The following is a 16,808-nucleotide window of genomic DNA, read 5'->3' as shown; positions in this document are numbered from 1 at the left end:
GAATGTATAAGTACGTGTTCAAAAAGGAGTACTAAGGCAGGCCTGTAAGCCTCCAAACTTTTTGAACATCCTCTATAAGTAGCAAAGAACGGTACACGCCGTTAACAAGTTAGAGTGGGAAATTCAATTGAATTTCCAATAAGGGTGGTAACGCGACGAACAAACTCGTCCCTTTTTTGGGGGGCGGGTTTTTTATTTAATAAATTATCTTTACGAATTGGAAGGAGAAGGACATGGACATCATACAAGATTTAAAGCAGCGAGGTTTAATTTACCAAGTGACAGATGAAGAAGGACTGGAAAAAGCCCTTTCTTCACAAAAAATAAAACTTTACTGCGGTTTTGATCCGACCGCTGACAGTCTGCATATCGGAAACTTATTGGCGATTTTAACGTTGCGCCGTTTTCAACTGGCTGGACATCAGCCGTATGCACTCGTTGGAGGGGCAACAGGCTTAATCGGGGATCCGAGCGGAAGGACGGATGAACGGGGGTTAAATCCTCAAGAAACCGTTAAACAATGGAGCGAAAAAATCAAAGCGCAATTATCACGTTTATTGGATTTTGAGACGGAGGAAAATCCGGCTAAAGTCGTAAATAACTACGACTGGCTTGGGAGCATGACAATCATTCCTTTTTTGCGTGACGTCGGGAAAAACTTTTCGTTAAACTACATGCTCGCAAAGGACTCCGTTCAATCAAGGCTTGAAGGCGGAATTTCTTACACCGAATTTTCGTACATGATGCTTCAGTCATACGATTACTATAAATTGTATGAAAATGAAGGGATTCGTCTTCAAATAGGCGGAAGCGATCAATGGGGCAATATTACGGCCGGCCTTGAATATATCAGAAAGCAAGGTGTGGAGGAAGAAGTCTTCGGATTGACAATGCCGCTTATTACAAAAAGCGATGGAACGAAGTTTGGCAAAAGCCAAGCAGGCGCCATATGGCTTGACGCTGAAAAAACATCGCCATATGAGTTTTACCAGTTCTGGTACAATGCGGATGATCGTGACGTTGTTAAGCTTCTAAAATGCTTTACATTTTTACCGCTTGAGAAAATTGCCGAGCTTGAAACATCGCTTAAAAAAGAACCTGAAAAACGCCTCGCGCAAAAAGCTCTTGCTGAAGAAATGACAAAAATTGTCCACGGCGACAAAGCTTTTGAACAAGCGATCAATATTTCAGAAGCCCTCTTTAGTGGAGATATTAAATCATTGACGGCTGATGAAATGAAGCAAGCCTTCAAAGATGTACCATCCTACACTATGGAATCCGATGAACCGATCGGCCTTGTTGACTTGCTTGTCAACAGTAAAATTTCTCCATCTAAACGGCAGGCAAGAGAAGATATCAATAATGGCGCCATTTACTTAAATGGCGACAGGATTCAAGAAGTAAACAAACTGATTAGCAAAGAAGAGGCCATTGAACAACAGTTTATTTTGATCCGCCGCGGAAAGAAGAAATATTTTATGATTAAATACAAAGGTTGAGAATCATAATCACTTTTACAAAAAACTGCTGTTTGAGCGCTTTTTAAACTCGAAACATCCACGGGAGATGAAGCATTCCTCGTGGATGTTTTTATTTAGTCGATATCATATGAAATAAAAATAATTAATATTTTCTGTGATTTTGATGTTTTCAAACATCAAAAGTTGTTGTATGATGATATAAACTATTTTAAATTGATAGTATTTAAAGAAAACAAACAAAGGTGAAACAACTTGATTATAAAAGTGAAAGACATTATGACAAAGACTTCTTATCGTTTTACTCCTGACGATGACATTTTTCGAGTCATTGAAATGTTTTATGAATTGAACTTAGAAGGGGGATTAGTCTTTCGAAACGATGAATTAGATGGGCTTTTTACAGAAAAAGATCTTATAAAAGGCGTGGCATTAAAGAAAAAAAAGCTCAGAGATATTTATCAGAAAGTAGAGAAATCAGTACTTGAAGAAGAAATCATCACAATGATTAACGATTCGGATTGCACGATTTACCCGGTAAGAAGCATGGACAATATTTGGACAGGCTACTTAACTAGCAATAATTTAATTGATGCTAAATTGCATCAAATTGAGACGAATGAATTGAGTTTGAATGCCATCTTTGAGTATGCACATAATGGAATACTCTCGATTGATAACAAAGGGTATATTACTGCGATGAACCCTGCGGCGGAGAAAATGACGAGACTTAAAAAGGAAGAAGCAATAGGGAAATTTTTAGCCGATGTTGGAATTCCAGTTGGTTTGTTAGATGTCGTGAGAACTGGCAAACAAGCGACAAATAAATATTATGTTGGACGACGAAAATTCATATCGAATCGGACGCCTATTTTTAAACAAGGCAAAGTGGTAGGCGCAGTCGGAGTATTTCAAGATATTTCCGAAATTGAAAAAATGTCAAATGAATTGCAGACAGTCAAACAGCTTATACAAGACTTTCATTCAATTATCGATTTTTCATCTGAAGCGATGTTAATACTTGATAAATATGGGAAGCTGGTGAAAGTCAATCAAGCTTTTAAGCGAATGATGAGGTTGGATGAATTGCCGCAATATTACCAGCAACTGGTTGGCGATTATGTTGATCATTGTATTGTATCTGCCATAGAGAAAGAGAAACGTTTAGTTAGTTTCATTGATAAAAACAAGAAGAATGGGAATTTGCTCTATATCCGTGCAGCGCCTCTTCATTGCAATGAAGAAATCTATGAAAAAATCATTGTTAGCATTAAGAATATATCATCAGATAAAAGAGAGCACCATCCATTGTATTCGAAAAGTTACGAGCTGCACGAGCTATTCTCGGATTTTAAAAAGAAACATATATTTTGTACGCAATCTTCTATCATGAAAAAACTTAAAAAAAATATTCTTAAAGTTTCTAAGAGTGAACCTCCAATTTTAATTGAAGGGGAGGTTGGGACCGGGAAGGAAAGAATTGCAAGAATTATCCATTCATATCACACACTAAAAGACGAACCTTTCGTAAAAATCAATTGTTCGTCAACCGCTACCCCGCTGGAAACTTTTGAAGAAAATCTTAGAAACAATAAGAACGTGGGGAAGTGTACCTATTATTTTCACGAAGTGAACAAGCTCTCAGTAGACGAACAAATCATTTTATTAAACTTTCTACGTTCATTACAAAAAGACAGCCATATTATCGTTTCTTCAAGTGAAAATTTACTCAGTTTAGTTGAGGAGGAAAATTTTCTTGCAGATTTATACGAAGTGTTAAACGGTATTTTATTGACAGTTCCAGCCTTACGCGACAGAGCGGAAGATATCCCTTTAATGGTATCTGTTTTTCAAGATAAATTTTCAAGCTTATACAAAGTAGAAAAGTTTTTTTCGGAAGAGGCAATCGAATGCTTACAAAGTTATCATTGGCCAGGCAATATTATCGAACTGATGAACGTCGTTGAATGGCTTATGACTACAGATACGGAAGTAGTAATTAATAAAAAGGAAGTTGAAAACGCTTTATTTCACCAACATATCGCTTCTTTACCGCCTAGTAATGTAATAGTAAAAGAAATCATGCCATTAAAAGAAGCGATTGAACAAGTGGAAAAACAATTAATTACAAAAACGATGAAATTGTATCGCAATACAAGAAGTTCAGCTTCTGTACTTGGTATAAATCAGTCAACGGTTGTCCGAAAAATGCAAAAGTATTCAAAGGAAGAACACAGCCGTCTAGGCTAATCCAATATAAAACTGAAGGAGAGAGAGAGATGAGTTGGCAACAAGAAATTGAAGAACTGAGGAAAAGGGAAAAAGAAGCCCAGGAAATGGGTGGAAAAGAAAATGTCGAAAGGCATCGTTCCAGAGGAAAATTAACAGTAAGGGAAAGAATCCACAGGCTGCTCGATGAAGGCACATTTCACGAGACTGGGGCGATTGCGGGTAAAGCGGTCTATGACGAAAATGGGGAAAGACAGAGCTTTACTCCTGCTAACTTTCTTTTAGGCACTGGGAGAGTAAATGGAAGAAAAGTTGTTGTCGGTGCAGACGATTTTACTGTTCGCGGCGGTGCAGCAGACGGCGCAATTAAAGAAAAGCAAATTTACTCCGAAAAAATGGCACATGATTTGCAGCTTCCGATCATTCGCCTTGTAGATGGAACAGGTGGCGGTGGAAGCGTGAAGTTTCTTGATACATTCGGAAGGACCTACGTTCCAGTAAACCCAGCTTGGGATTATGTTGTCAAAAATATGGGTCTTGTTCCGGTTGTAGGCGCTTGCCTAGGATCTGTTGCAGGGCTTGGTGCTGCACGGGTAACAGCCTCCCATTTTTCGGTAATGGTAGAAAATACGGCACAGCTATTCGTTGCCGGACCGCAAATTGTTAATTTTGGGGTTGGCCAGAATTTAACGAAAGAAGAATTAGGCGGTGTACAAGTCCATCGGTCGAGCGGCGCAATCGATAATGTCGTGAAATCGGAAGATGAAGCCTTTGAACATATTCGGAAGTTTTTATCCTATTTGCCAAGCAATGTTTATGAGCTTCCTCCGGTCATTCAATCCGATGATAGCCGTAATCGAAAAGAAGAGAAGCTAATTTCTGTCATTCCAAAAAATCGCCGGCGTCCTTACAAAATTCGCCCCATTTTGGAAATGATTTTTGACAAAGACTCCATTTTTGAAATGGGAAGATATTACGGTGGCGGAACCGTAACGGGATTTGCAAGGCTTGATGGGCATCCCGTTGGATTTTTAGCAAACGATCCGTATGTTGGGGGTGGGGGCCTAACTGTTGAAAGCTGTGAGAAAATTGAACGTTTTGTAGATATGTGTGAAACATTCCACCTGCCTATCGTCAATTTCGTTGATCAGCCAGGCCTTGTTGTCGGATTGGAATCAGAGAAACGAGGAACCATTCGAAAAGGCGTTCGCGCGATTGCAGCAATCTATCAAGCGACGGTACCAATGATGGAGATTATTATACGGAGAGTATTTGGGGTAGGCGGGGCCGGCATGTCCAATGGGCACGGATTGAATCTACGCTATGCATGGCCTTCGGGTGACTGGGGCTCGCTCCCTGTTGAAGGTGGAATTCAAGTAGCCTATCGCCGCGATTTGGAAGCAAGCGACAATCCACAAGCACTTCTTGAGGAATTGGCAGCAAAAATGGAAAGCGTACGCTCGCCATTTCGAACTGCTGAAGCTTTTGGCATAGAGGAAATCATTGACCCCCGCGATACAAGGCCGCTGCTTTGTGAATGGATTGATGATGCGTATAGACTATTGCCGCAGCTTCTGGGGCCATCTAAACATACGATGCGACCATAAGAATCCTATAAAACAGGGGGAACTCAATAACTATGAAAAGAACACAATTAACTTTCATCACAAGATTGCTATTTCTCTTAGCGTTCACATTTGTCATAATTGGATGTTCTTCTAACTCCGATGAAAAAGCAAGTACCGCGGAAAAGGGAAATGACGGAACAAAAACAGAAGAGGGCACTCCGAAAAAGGGGGGAGAAGCCATTTTTGCTTATGAAACGGATGTAAGCAATTACGATCCTACTCAAGGAAGCGCGGGAAGTGACCATGCCCTCCTGTGGCCGGTTTACGATACATTAATCAAGTTTACTCCAGAACTTGAACCTGAAGCCGGTTTGGCAGAATCTTGGGATTTCTTGGATGACAAAACAGTGGAGCTCAAGCTAAGGGAAGGCGTAACATTTCATGATGGAACACCATTTAATGCAGAAGCTGTAAAGTTTAATATTGAAAGGGCTAATTCCGAAAATTCAAAGGTGACCGACTTAAAAAACATTGACAGTGTTGAAGTAGTGGACGAAAAAACAGTGAAATTACACTTATCCCAACCTGATTCATCGATTTTACTTGCGCTGTCCGATCGCGGCGGAATGATGGTTTCTCCAACAGCTGTTAAAGAAAAAGGGGAAGACTTCGCGCAGAACCCTGTAGGTGCAGGGCCATATAAAATGGTTAAGCGCGTGCCAAATGGTGAGGTTGTATTTGAAGCATATGAGGATTATTGGGAAGAAGGCAAGCCTTACCTCGATAAAATGACAGTAAAAATCATGGCTGATGAAAATACGAGAATCAATGCATTAAAATCGGGCGAGGTTGATTATGCAGATAACATCAAGCCTGGTAACGTGCAACAGCTTAAAAATGATTCGAATATTGTTTTAAAGGATAAAACATCAGTTGCATTCCGCATTCTCTATCTTAACGCGGAAAAAGAGCCTATGAACAATAAAGCTGTAAGACAAGCGCTTTTATATGGCATTAATCGTGATGACATCATACAAGCCATTAACTTTGGAAGCGGCGAGCCAGCTTCTCAACCATTTCCTTCAGGATATTGGGCTGCTGGTGAAAATATAAAAGTGGACTATGATCCGGAAAAAGCGAAGCAAATTTTAAAAGATGCTGGTCTGGAAGATATCACAATCAAAATGAACCATTATTCAACCGCTTATGAACAAAGAATTGCTGAAGCGATTAAAAGTCAGTTAGCTGAAATAGGCATTAACGTGGATTTGCAGGCTATGGAACTTCAAGCTGCGGTTTCAAATTACTTTAATGAAAAAGAAGTTCCCATGTTTTTATCAAGCTGGACAGGCAGGCCCGACCCGCAAATTACGATAAAAAACTTATTCGCTAGTGACAGCTTCTACAATGCCGGGGGTCATTCAACAGATGAGATAGAAAAACTTATTTCTCAAGCTGCAGGCATTTATGAACAAGAAGAGCGTGCGAAATTATATGGAGAAATTAGCCAAAAAGCTTTATTAGAAGAAGCAATTATGATTCCGCTGTTCTTTGAACCAAGAACATCTGCAATGAATCAGTCTATTAAAGGCTTTGAGCCAAACTTGTTAGGAAAGCCAATTCTATCAACCGTATGGAAAGAACAATAAACAACTAGTATGAAGCTGGCCTTTCGGCCTGCTTCACTCTCCTCAATTGACAACGCTTTCCCATATTTTATTTTACGAAAGGAGAGGATAGAAAATGTTTTTAAAATTTTTATTTCGTCGATTAATCTACGTCATCCCGATGCTCTTTATAACAACTCTCATCGTCTTTTCATTTATTTTGCTTATTCCAGGTGACCCTGTCTTGGCGCTGCTTGGCGAAAATGCAACACCTGAAAAAGTAGCCCAGCTTAGACAGCAATTGGGACTTGATCAACCGATTATCGTCCAATATTTCGATTGGTTAAAAAATGCCATTCAGGGGGATTTAGGGCGCTCTATCTTTACCGGACAATTTGTCCATGAAGCTGTATTCAGCCGCCTGGCGGTTACCTTTCAGCTTGTTGTGGTGGCGATGATTATTGCAGTTGTAGGCGGCATGTTTTTTGCCATTACATCGATCTATTTTCCAAACAGCTGGATGGACTATGTTGCAAGGTTTTTTGGAACACTTGGCACAGCCATTCCGAACTTTTGGCTTGCAATGCTTTTAGTGCTGCTTTTCAGCCTAAAGCTTGATTGGGTGCCTGCAACAGGATTTACAAGCATTGCTGACAGCCCTGTTTCGTTCTTTAAAGGGATTTTATTACCTGCATTTTCGTTAGGTATGGTTGGGATCGCACAAATCACAAGGCATCTTCGTTCTTCGTTAATGGAGACAATGAGTGCAGATTACATCCGGACCGCGTACTCAAAGGGAGTGGATCGCTGGCAAGCCATTTTTAAGCATGGCCTCCAAAATGCGATGCTTCCTGTTGTCACAACAATTGGAATTTTGTTTGGAAATATGTTGGGTGCAACGGTCGTTATTGAGACCATTTTTGCTATTCCGGGCATGGGGCAGCTAGCTGTCAATTCCATTTTGCAGCGGGACTTTACAATGCTTCAAGGCGTTGTGCTCGTTATGATCGTCCTAGTTATTTTGATTAATTTTATTACTGACATTGTATATGCCGTTTTAGATCCGCGGATCGAATATTAGGAAAGGAGCTGGAAACATGGGTTTCACAACAATTTTTAAGCGGTTAATGTCGGAACGCCTTGCGTTTGCCAGTTTTATTTTTTTAATGCTACTTGTTATTGTTTCCATCATTGCTCCCTATATCATTCCCTATGATCCCGTGAAACAGGATTTGTCAAAAGTCATGTTAAGTCCAAGTGCTCAGCATTGGTTAGGAACAGATGAGCTAGGCCGTGATATTTTCAGCCGCCTTCTTATGGGAACAAGGGCAGCAATTCAAGCAGGGCTCGTCGCTATTCTTATCCCACTTTTTATTGGTGTTCCAATGGGCATTTTATCCGGTTATTTAGGCGGAGTGATTGATGATCTATTTATGCGGATTGTTGATGGGATTTTAGCTATTCCAGCAATCTTGCTTGCGTTAGGGATTACAGGTGCTTTAGGTATCAGTTTATGGAATGCGATGATTGCGATTGGGATTATTTTCACTCCGCAATTTGCGAGGCTTGCAAGAGGGCAAACGCTGCAAATTCGGAGAGAGCCTTATGTCGAGGCAGCTAAAATTTCCGGTGCGGGTTCGCTTTGGATTATGTTGAAGCATATTATTCCAAACATTGCACCTCCTATCGTCGTTCAGGCATCTTTTAACTTGAGCTATGCGATTTTGACCGAAGCCTCCCTCAGCTTCCTAGGCCTCGGTGCACAGTCTCCACAAATCAGCTGGGGAAACATGATTCAACAAGCCTACAGCATGATTAACATGAATGCATGGATGATTATTTACCCGGGCATTGCCATTCTATTGACTGTCCTAGCTGGCAATTTTCTTGGAGACGGACTCCGTTCAGCACTCGATCCGAAGGTGAAAAAAGCATAAGAAAGGAAGGTAGGTAACATGGGATCGGATGCAACATTGCTTGAAGTTAAGCATCTTCAAACGTACATCCCTACACCGAAAGGGGAAATCAAACCTGTCAATGACGTCTCATTTTCAATAAAGAAAGGTGAAATTGTCGCGCTTGTCGGCGAATCGGGAAGCGGAAAAAGTGTATCTTCCCTTTCCATAATGGGACTGAACGCAAGCGCCATTAAATACAAGCCAGAGAGTTCAATTATGTATAAAGGAAAAGATCTATTGAAGTTAAAAGAAAAAGAGATGCGTAAAATCCGTGGAAATGACATCGCCATGATTTTCCAAGATCCGATGTTCTCATTAAACCCCGTTCATCCAATTGGGAGGCAGATTGCGGAGTCGATTGTTCTGCATAAAAAAGTGAAATACAAAGAGGCGGAAAAAACTGCCCTCGATCTGCTCAATAAAGTGGGCATTCCGGATGCGGCGAGGCGTTTGAACGATTATCCACATCAATTATCTGGCGGAATGCGCCAGCGTGTCATGATCGCCATGGCGCTTGCTTGCAACCCCCAGCTCCTAATTGCAGACGAACCGACGACAGCCCTTGATGTCACCATCCAGGCGCAAATTTTAACTCTCCTTAGGAGCTTGCAGCAAGAGTTTGGCATCTCGATCCTCTTAATCACCCATGATCTTGGGGTTGTCGCTGAAACAGCTGACCGTGTCTTAGTCATGTATTGTGGGAAAATCGTGGAAGAAGGAACGGTGGAAGACATCTTTGAGCGGCCACTTCATCCGTATACAAAAGGGTTGATGGCGAGTGTCCCTCCGTTGTATGGGCCGTCAAGAGATAAATTGGACGCTATTACGGGCGTTGTGCCAAACCCGTTGGAATTGCCGAAAGGCTGTAATTTTGTCACACGCTGCCAGTATGCTACAGAAAAATGCAACCTGGAAGCGCCGACGTTGCTTCAACATCCAGCAGGAAACCGGGTTTCTTGTTGGAATCCGCTTGATCAGAAAGGAGAGGACGCGCACCATGAAACAACAACCACTAGTGTCACTTAAAGACATCAAAAAATATTTTCCAGTTGGAAGTGGATTGTTTGGAAAAAAAGACCACTTTGTCAAAGCAGTCGATGGTGTTAGCCTCGATATTTATCCGGGTGAAACCGTCGGGCTTGTTGGAGAGTCGGGATGCGGAAAATCAACAACAGGCAGAATGGTTGTCGGCCTTTCTGAACCGACAGGCGGAGACATCTATTTTGAGGGAAAAAAACTTTCAGACTACAAAAATAAAAAAGAGCTTGGAAAAAACTTGCAAATGATTTTCCAAGACCCTTATTCATCATTAAATCCAAGAATGACCGTAGCGGATATTATAGCCGAGCCGCTAGTCCTGCATAAAGTCGGGACAAAAAAAGAACGGAGAAAACGAGTCGATGAGCTGCTGGAGAGGGTAGGACTCGCCTCGTACCATGGCAGCCGATATCCAATTGAATTTTCCGGTGGACAGAGGCAGCGCCTCGGGATTGCTCGTGCGCTCGCGCTTAAGCCGAAATTGATTGTCTGTGATGAACCGGTTTCGGCTTTGGACGTGTCAATACAGGCACAAATCTTAAATCTACTAAAAGAAATTCAGCAAGATATGGGCCTTTCCTATCTTTTCATTGCCCATGGAATTCAAGCCGTTAAGCACATCAGTAATAAAATTGCGGTCATGTACCTTGGGCGTATTATCGAATTTGCGGAAACGGAAGAATTGTTTGCAAATCCCCGTCATCCTTATACGCAGGCACTGCTGTCAGCCGTTCCCCACCCTGATCCGAAAATGCGCGACAGGGAACGGATCATTCTGAAAGGCGATTTGCCGAGCCCGGCGAATCCGCCAACAGGCTGCCGCTTCCATACACGGTGTCCAGTTGCGATGGAGCAATGCAAGAGTATTGATCCTACGCTCGTTCCGACATCTGAACAAAGCTTAACCGCTTGCGTTCTTTTCGAAGAAAAAATCGCGAATTAGCGATAAGGAGTGGGAGAATGAATGTGAATAAATCTCTTCTCGGATTAAATACCGATGAAGAACTGATTGTGAAACAAGTAGAGCATTGGGCAAAAGAAAGAAGCGACAAAACTTTTATTTTTTACGGAGAAGAAAACGAAAGTTACACTTATCAAGCATTTAATGAAATGGCAAACAATGTCGCACATCATCTAATCGCAAGCGGCATCCAAAAAGGAGACCGGATATCGCTATTTCTAAAAAACCCATTAGTCACGACAATTGCGATGTTTGGGATCTGGAAAGCAGGTGCTGTCTTTTGTCCGATAAATTTTAATTACAAAGGAAAACTGTTATCTTACCAGATCAATGATACGAAACCAAAAATGCTCATAACAGAAAGACAAATGGTTTCACTTATTAATGACATTGAACAGGCTCTCCCGAAACTACCGGTTGTTATTTATGACCCGAAAGAAACAGATCATGATTTTAAAAAGGAAGCAGCGGAAGTTACGCTTCATAACAAATTTGAATCGTTGCCATTTGATACGCTAATAAAAGGGAATGGAACCAACCTTGAAATTGAGCTTCATTATTATGATACGGCAAATATTATTTATACGTCAGGCACGACAGGCCCAGCGAAAGGAGTTGTCCAGTCTTATCGCTGGATGCACGGATATACGTATATTTCGAGGGCATTCTGCAATGAAGAAGACGTCATTTACAATGATCTGCCGATGTACCATGTTGGCGGCGCCTTCTCACTTGTAGCGAGAGCAGCTTATGTCGGGTGTACCGCTGCAATTTGGGATAAATTCAGTCCGAATGATTTTTGGAAGAGAATTAAAACATGTGGAGCAACAAATGCAACATTGCTTGATGTGATGATCCCGTGGTTAATGAAAGCTGAGCCAAATGAACACGATCGATACAATACATTGAAAAAAGTGCATATGCAGCCGCTTCCTAAATACCACCATGACGTTGCGAAACGATTTGGGTTCGATTTTGTAACTGCTGGCTTCGGCCAGACTGAATCAGGAAGTGGTTTCAGCAGCTTGATTGTGGAACGTAGTGAAGGAGAGGGAACCCCTCCTGAATTATATAAAGGATATTCGTATCAAGAAATGCTAACGATTGCGAAAGAACTGAATCTTCCAATCCAAAAAGGGAATGAACCACTGGCAAAAGGTTTTATGGGTTATCCAACACCACATGTTGAAGCGGCCATTTTAAATGAAAAAGATGAAAAATGCGGATTCGGAGAACACGGCCAAATCGCTTTCCGATCACGTTATCCTAGCCTGATAATGAAAGAATATTTCAATAAACCGGGGGCAACGGTCGAAGCGTTCCAAAATCTATGGTTCCATACGGGTGACGTCGGCTACAAAGATGAAAACGGCTTCTATTATTTTGTTGATCGAATGAAAGATGTCATAAGAAGCCGAGGGGAAAATGTTTCCTCTTATCAAGTGGAAGACATGATGAACCAACATGAACTTGTAAGCGTTTGTGCAGCTTTTCCAATTCCAGCTGAAGAAGGAGAGGAAGATGACATTGTTGTTTATGTTGTTCCGAAATCAGAAGGGTTAACTGAAAATTCCCTTAAAGAATGGGCGAAAAAGGAAATGCCGAAATTTATGTGGCCCAAATATATACGGATGATTCCTGACTTGCCAAGAACACCTACAAATAAAATAGAAAAGTATAAATTAAAAGCGATGATAATAGAAGAATTAAAAACGATTCGAAATTAAAAAAATCCATTTCTATTTTTGGAGGAGGGTTAGGGTGAGAGTCGAGAAGTTTGAACAAACGCTAGGAAGCGAAAAAGAATCTGTTATTAAAATGTTTGAAAAATGGGCTGAAGAAATGGGAGAAAAACCATTTCTCTACTATGGGGAAGAAAACGAGACGTATACTTATCAAGCGTTCAATGAAATGGCAAACAGCTTTGCACATAATCTTATCAAATTAGGCATTCAAAAAGGCGATCGTATTTCTCTATTTTTAAGAAATCCGTTCGTTACAACGATTGCGATGTTCGGCATTTGGAAAGCTGGCGCTGTATTTTGCCCAATTAACTTTAATTACAAAGGCAAACTGCTATCCTATCAGATTAATGATACGGAACCGAAAGTATTAATCACGGAAAGACAAATGGTGTCCATGATTAATGAAGTGAAATCCGATTTGCCGCCATTAACGGTCATTGTCCATGATCCGAAAGAAACGAACCATGATTATATTGAAGAGCTTGCAAACGTTGAGTTAGATGGTCAATTCCCCTTCTTTTCGTTTGATAGCTTTACAAAAGGGAACGTTACAAATCCGAACATCGAAATGCATGATTATGATATAGCCAACATTATTTATACGTCGGGTACAACAGGCCCAGCAAAAGGCGTCGTACAGTCGTATCGCTGGATTCACGGTTATACGTACTTTTTTAGAGCATTTAATAAGCAAGAAGATGTCATTTATTGTGACTTACCAATGTACCATGTTGGTGGCGCTTTTGCACTTGTTGCACGAGCTGCTTTTGTAGGCTGTACGGTTGCCATGTGGGATAAGTTTAGTCCTAATGATTTTTGGAGTCGAATCAAAGTAAGTGGTGCAACGAACGCCATTTTGCTTGATGTCATGATTCCGTGGTTAATGAAAGCCGACCCATCTGAAAATGACCGAAATAACACGCTAAACCGCGTGCATATGCAGCCGCTTCCACAATACCATCATGATGTCGCGAAACGCTTTGGAATTAATTTTATCTCTGCTGGGTATGGACAAACGGAATCCGGTAATGGATTTGTTGCAATCATTGATGAACTTGGCGAAGAAGAAGGAACACCGTCTGAGCTCTATAAAGGTTATACAAGGGAAGAAACAGCAGAAATCGCTAAAGGATTGAATATTCCTTTTCAAAGGGGCGATCAGCCATTGGCAAAAGGATATATGGGTGTTGTCGCTCCTTTTTACAAAGCGGCGATTTTGAATGAACATGATGAGGAATGTGAAATAGGACAGCCTGGCCAGCTTTCCTTGCGTTCACGTTTCCCTCACTTGCTTTTAAAAGAATATTTTAATAAACCAGCCGCAACGGTAGAAGTGTTCCAAAACCTTTGGTTCCATACTGGTGATGTCGGTTATAAGGATGAAAACGGGATTTACTATTTTGTTGATCGGATGAAAGATGTCATCAGACATAAAGGGGAAAATATATCTTCTTATCAAGTAGAAGACTTGATTAATCAACACGAACTAGTGCATGTTTCAGCCGCTTTTCCAATCCCTGCAGAAGAAGGTGACGAAGATGACATTGTTGTCTATGTCGTACCTAAAACAGAAGAATTAACCGAAGATCAACTCAAAGAATGGTCAAAAGGTGAAATGCCGAAATTCATGTGGCCTAAACATATTCGACTTATTCCTGATTTGCCAAGAACACCTACAAATAAAATAGAAAAGTATAAATTAAAAGCACAAATAATGGAGGAACTCGCTAAAAAGAGTTAAAATAAAGAGGATTCAGTAAAAACAATCAAATCTAATCATGACATGGAGGTATTTACAAATGAAAGAAATTAAAGCAAATATGGCAGGTAACGTTTGGAAAATTCTTGTAAGTGCAGGGGATCAAGTAGAAGAAGAACAAGAAGTCGTTATTCTAGAGTCGATGAAAATGGAAATTCCGATTGAAGCCGAAGAGGGCGGAACCGTGAATGAAGTGAAAGTAAATGAAGGTGATTTTGTAAACGAAGGCGACGTTATTATGACACTTGAGTAGTCCAAAAGAAGAAGAGCTCCTAAACAGGAGTTCTTCAACTATTGTGCTGAAAGGATGAGTCCATGCAAGATGTACTAAAAAGAAGCTGGCCTAAAGATTTATCACAAACATTAGTATACCGTGGCGGAGAAAAACCTTTGCACGAATACTTAAATCAGAACGCAAAGGAACGTCCTAATGATACAGCCTATATATTTTATGGAAATGAAATCACATGGAATCAATTAAATGATGATACAAATCGTCTCGTTCATTTTTTAAAAAAGAAAGGTATAAAAAAAGGCGATTGCATTGCCTTGTTTATGCAAAATTGCCCCCAATATCTTATCGGGCATTATGCGATTCAGAAACTGGGAGCCATTGTTGTTCCGTTAAACCCAATGTATAAAGAAGCTGAATTAGAATATTTGGTCAACGAGGTTTCCATAAAGGCGATTATTTCCGGCCAAGAACTTTATGAAAGAATTCGTAATGTAAGTGGAAAAATCCCATCCGTTGAATTTGTTCTGACAACAAATTACGCGGATTATCTTCCAAATGAAAATGACATAACGATGCCGCTTCCAGATGAACTTAAGCTAAAAAAACGGAATATTAAAAACACATTTGACTTTATTGAAATCATTAAGCAACATAACCCATTGGATGAAACGGCAGAAATCGATCTTTGGGAAGATGTTGGTTTGATGGTATTTACCTCCGGTACAACAGGAAGACCGAAAGCAGCTATGTTAACTTACGGCAATGCCTTATTTAAAACGGCTACAATCGTACAAACAAAAAATTACAATGAAGAAACGAGAACAACTGCTATTTCTCCTCTTTGCCATATTGCTGGAATGTTAATGGGTGTAAATATCCCCGTTTATAGCGGTTGCCAAACGGTTTTATTTACAAGGTTTGATGCTGAGGCTGCCATTACAGCCATCGAAAAGTATAAAATCAATTCGTGGTATACGGTCGCGACAATGAACGTTGCTATCCTAAATCACCCGGGTGTTGAAAAAAGAGATTTGTCCTCATTAAAAACTAACTTTGCAACAAGCTTCGGCATTCCGGTGAATAAGCAGCTTGCGGATGATTGGTCAAAACTCACCGGCGGATGTATCCTTTGTGAATCGTCTTACGGGCTAAGTGAAACACATACCGCCGACACATTTATGCCGATCGATAAGATTAAATTTGGAACGTGTGGCATTCCTACATATGATACGGAAATCCGGATCGTAGACATTGAAACAGGAAAAGATTTGCCGCCAGGAAAACAGGGAGAAATTGCAGTTAAAAATAAAGGTGTTTTCAAAGGATATTTCAATCGGCCGGATGCCACGTTGGAAACACTTCGAGACGGATGGGTCTTTACCGGTGACATTGGGATGATTGATGAAGATGGCTATTTATATTTTAATGGCCGAATAAAGGAAATGATAAAATCGTCAGGCTATAGTGTATTCCCTGAAGATGTTGAGGCATTAATGAAGGAACATGAGGCAATTTTACAAGTAGCAGCTGTTGGTGTGCCTGATACGGTCAGAGGTGAAAGCGTAAAAGCTTTCATCGTATTAAAGCCGAAATATAAAGGTAAAATCACTGAATCTGCCATCATCGAGTGGGCAAAACAGAAAATGGCTGCATATAAATATCCGCGGAAAGTAGAATTTAGAGACAGCTTGCCTGCGACGAGTTCCGGGAAAGTTTTGCGAAGATTATTAAAAGAAGAATAAATAAGACTGGCGATAGGTTAGAGAGTGAAGCTATTTTGCAATTATATACAAAAATAGTTTCACTCTCTTGTTGTAGAAAAAAGGTGAAACTAATGATTTAACTTTACTGTCATTAAAAGTAATAATACACTAAAAATAAGTGAAGATACAAAATAGTGGAAAATTAAATTACATTTGGTAGTGTCAAAAGATTTATGAAAACAAAGTAAATAGCACTACCTGAGGTCTGGTGGTGATATGTGATCCGCAATCGCTCTTGACAAACACCATCCAAATGGTCGTTAAGAAGCATAACAAGGGCGAAGGGATCAAAAAGAAGGCAAGGGAAAGCAAGCCCTTGTTGTACCAAAATTTTGCCATTTGGCTGGCTCGGTTTGTCAAGAGTTCGCTGCGCCGATTGCTCAGTGCTTAGGGCTCTGCGAATCAAAAAGTTAGGCTGATTGCTGATTAACCAAAAAGTCTTGAGCCAACGTGATGAGGGTTGTCCA

13 protein-coding genes and 1 other annotated feature (1 of these 14 running past the window's edge) are annotated in these 16,808 nt (G+C 40.6%); of the genes, 12 read left to right on the top strand and 1 reads right to left on the bottom strand.

What is annotated here, in order from left to right:
• Positions 1-176, top strand: a binding site (T-box leader) (it extends 112 nt beyond the left edge of the window).
• 57 nt (positions 177-233) lie between these two features.
• From tyrS to DCC39_RS12835, 12 genes are all read left to right on the top strand, one after another.
• Positions 234-1,499, top strand: a complete 1,266-nt coding sequence (gene tyrS, locus DCC39_RS12890) for a tyrosine--tRNA ligase (protein WP_116555317.1) — start codon at positions 234-236, stop codon at positions 1,497-1,499.
• 234 nt (positions 1,500-1,733) lie between these two features.
• Positions 1,734-3,728, top strand: coding sequence for a sigma 54-interacting transcriptional regulator (locus DCC39_RS12885; RefSeq protein ID WP_116555316.1), 1,995 nt, complete (start codon positions 1,734-1,736; stop codon positions 3,726-3,728).
• Between the two features lie 29 nt (positions 3,729-3,757).
• A complete protein-coding gene (locus DCC39_RS12880; RefSeq protein WP_116555315.1) occupies positions 3,758-5,314 on the top strand; it encodes an acyl-CoA carboxylase subunit beta in 1,557 nt (518 codons plus the stop codon).
• Positions 5,315-5,346: 32 nt separating this feature from the next.
• Positions 5,347-6,924 (top strand): ABC transporter substrate-binding protein, encoded by a 1,578-nt coding sequence (locus tag DCC39_RS12875; RefSeq protein WP_116555314.1) that lies wholly within the window; start codon positions 5,347-5,349, stop codon positions 6,922-6,924.
• Positions 6,925-7,018: 94 nt separating this feature from the next.
• Positions 7,019-7,963: an ABC transporter permease gene (locus DCC39_RS12870; protein WP_116555313.1), complete on the top strand. Its 945-nt coding sequence runs from the start codon at positions 7,019-7,021 to the stop codon at positions 7,961-7,963.
• A gap of 16 nt (positions 7,964-7,979) precedes the next feature.
• Positions 7,980-8,819, top strand: coding sequence for an ABC transporter permease (locus tag DCC39_RS12865; protein ID WP_116555312.1), 840 nt, complete (start codon positions 7,980-7,982; stop codon positions 8,817-8,819).
• 18 nt (positions 8,820-8,837) lie between these two features.
• Positions 8,838-9,866: an ABC transporter ATP-binding protein gene (locus DCC39_RS12860; protein ID WP_116555311.1), complete on the top strand. Its 1,029-nt coding sequence runs from the start codon at positions 8,838-8,840 to the stop codon at positions 9,864-9,866.
• A complete protein-coding gene (locus DCC39_RS12855) occupies positions 9,838-10,821 on the top strand; it encodes an ABC transporter ATP-binding protein (RefSeq protein WP_116555310.1) in 984 nt (327 codons plus the stop codon). Before DCC39_RS12860 ends, DCC39_RS12855 begins: the two co-directional genes overlap by 29 nt.
• A gap of 17 nt (positions 10,822-10,838) precedes the next feature.
• The gene (locus tag DCC39_RS12850; protein ID WP_116555309.1) at positions 10,839-12,566 is read left to right on the top strand and encodes an AMP-binding protein; all 1,728 of its coding nucleotides are present in this window, start codon (positions 10,839-10,841) and stop codon (positions 12,564-12,566) included.
• Between the two features lie 34 nt (positions 12,567-12,600).
• Positions 12,601-14,325, top strand: coding sequence for an AMP-binding protein (locus DCC39_RS12845; protein ID WP_240613641.1), 1,725 nt, complete (start codon positions 12,601-12,603; stop codon positions 14,323-14,325).
• Between the two features lie 58 nt (positions 14,326-14,383).
• On the top strand, positions 14,384-14,596 hold the full coding sequence (locus DCC39_RS12840; protein ID WP_116555308.1) for an acetyl-CoA carboxylase biotin carboxyl carrier protein subunit: 213 nt from the start codon (positions 14,384-14,386) through the stop codon (positions 14,594-14,596).
• Positions 14,597-14,658: 62 nt separating this feature from the next.
• Complete coding sequence (locus DCC39_RS12835) at positions 14,659-16,320, top strand: AMP-binding protein (protein ID WP_116555307.1); 1,662 nt, start codon at positions 14,659-14,661, stop codon at positions 16,318-16,320.
• A gap of 163 nt (positions 16,321-16,483) precedes the next feature.
• Here DCC39_RS12835 and DCC39_RS19280 read toward each other — a convergent pair.
• A partial coding sequence (locus DCC39_RS19280; RefSeq protein ID WP_205948505.1) for a hypothetical protein occupies positions 16,484-16,808 on the bottom strand: 325 nt, incomplete at its 5' end.

This window comes from Pueribacillus theae (assembly GCF_003097615.1).
GTDB lineage: Bacteria > Bacillota > Bacilli > Bacillales > UBA6769 > Pueribacillus > Pueribacillus theae.
This window is presented reverse-complemented; position numbering and strand designations above follow the sequence as displayed.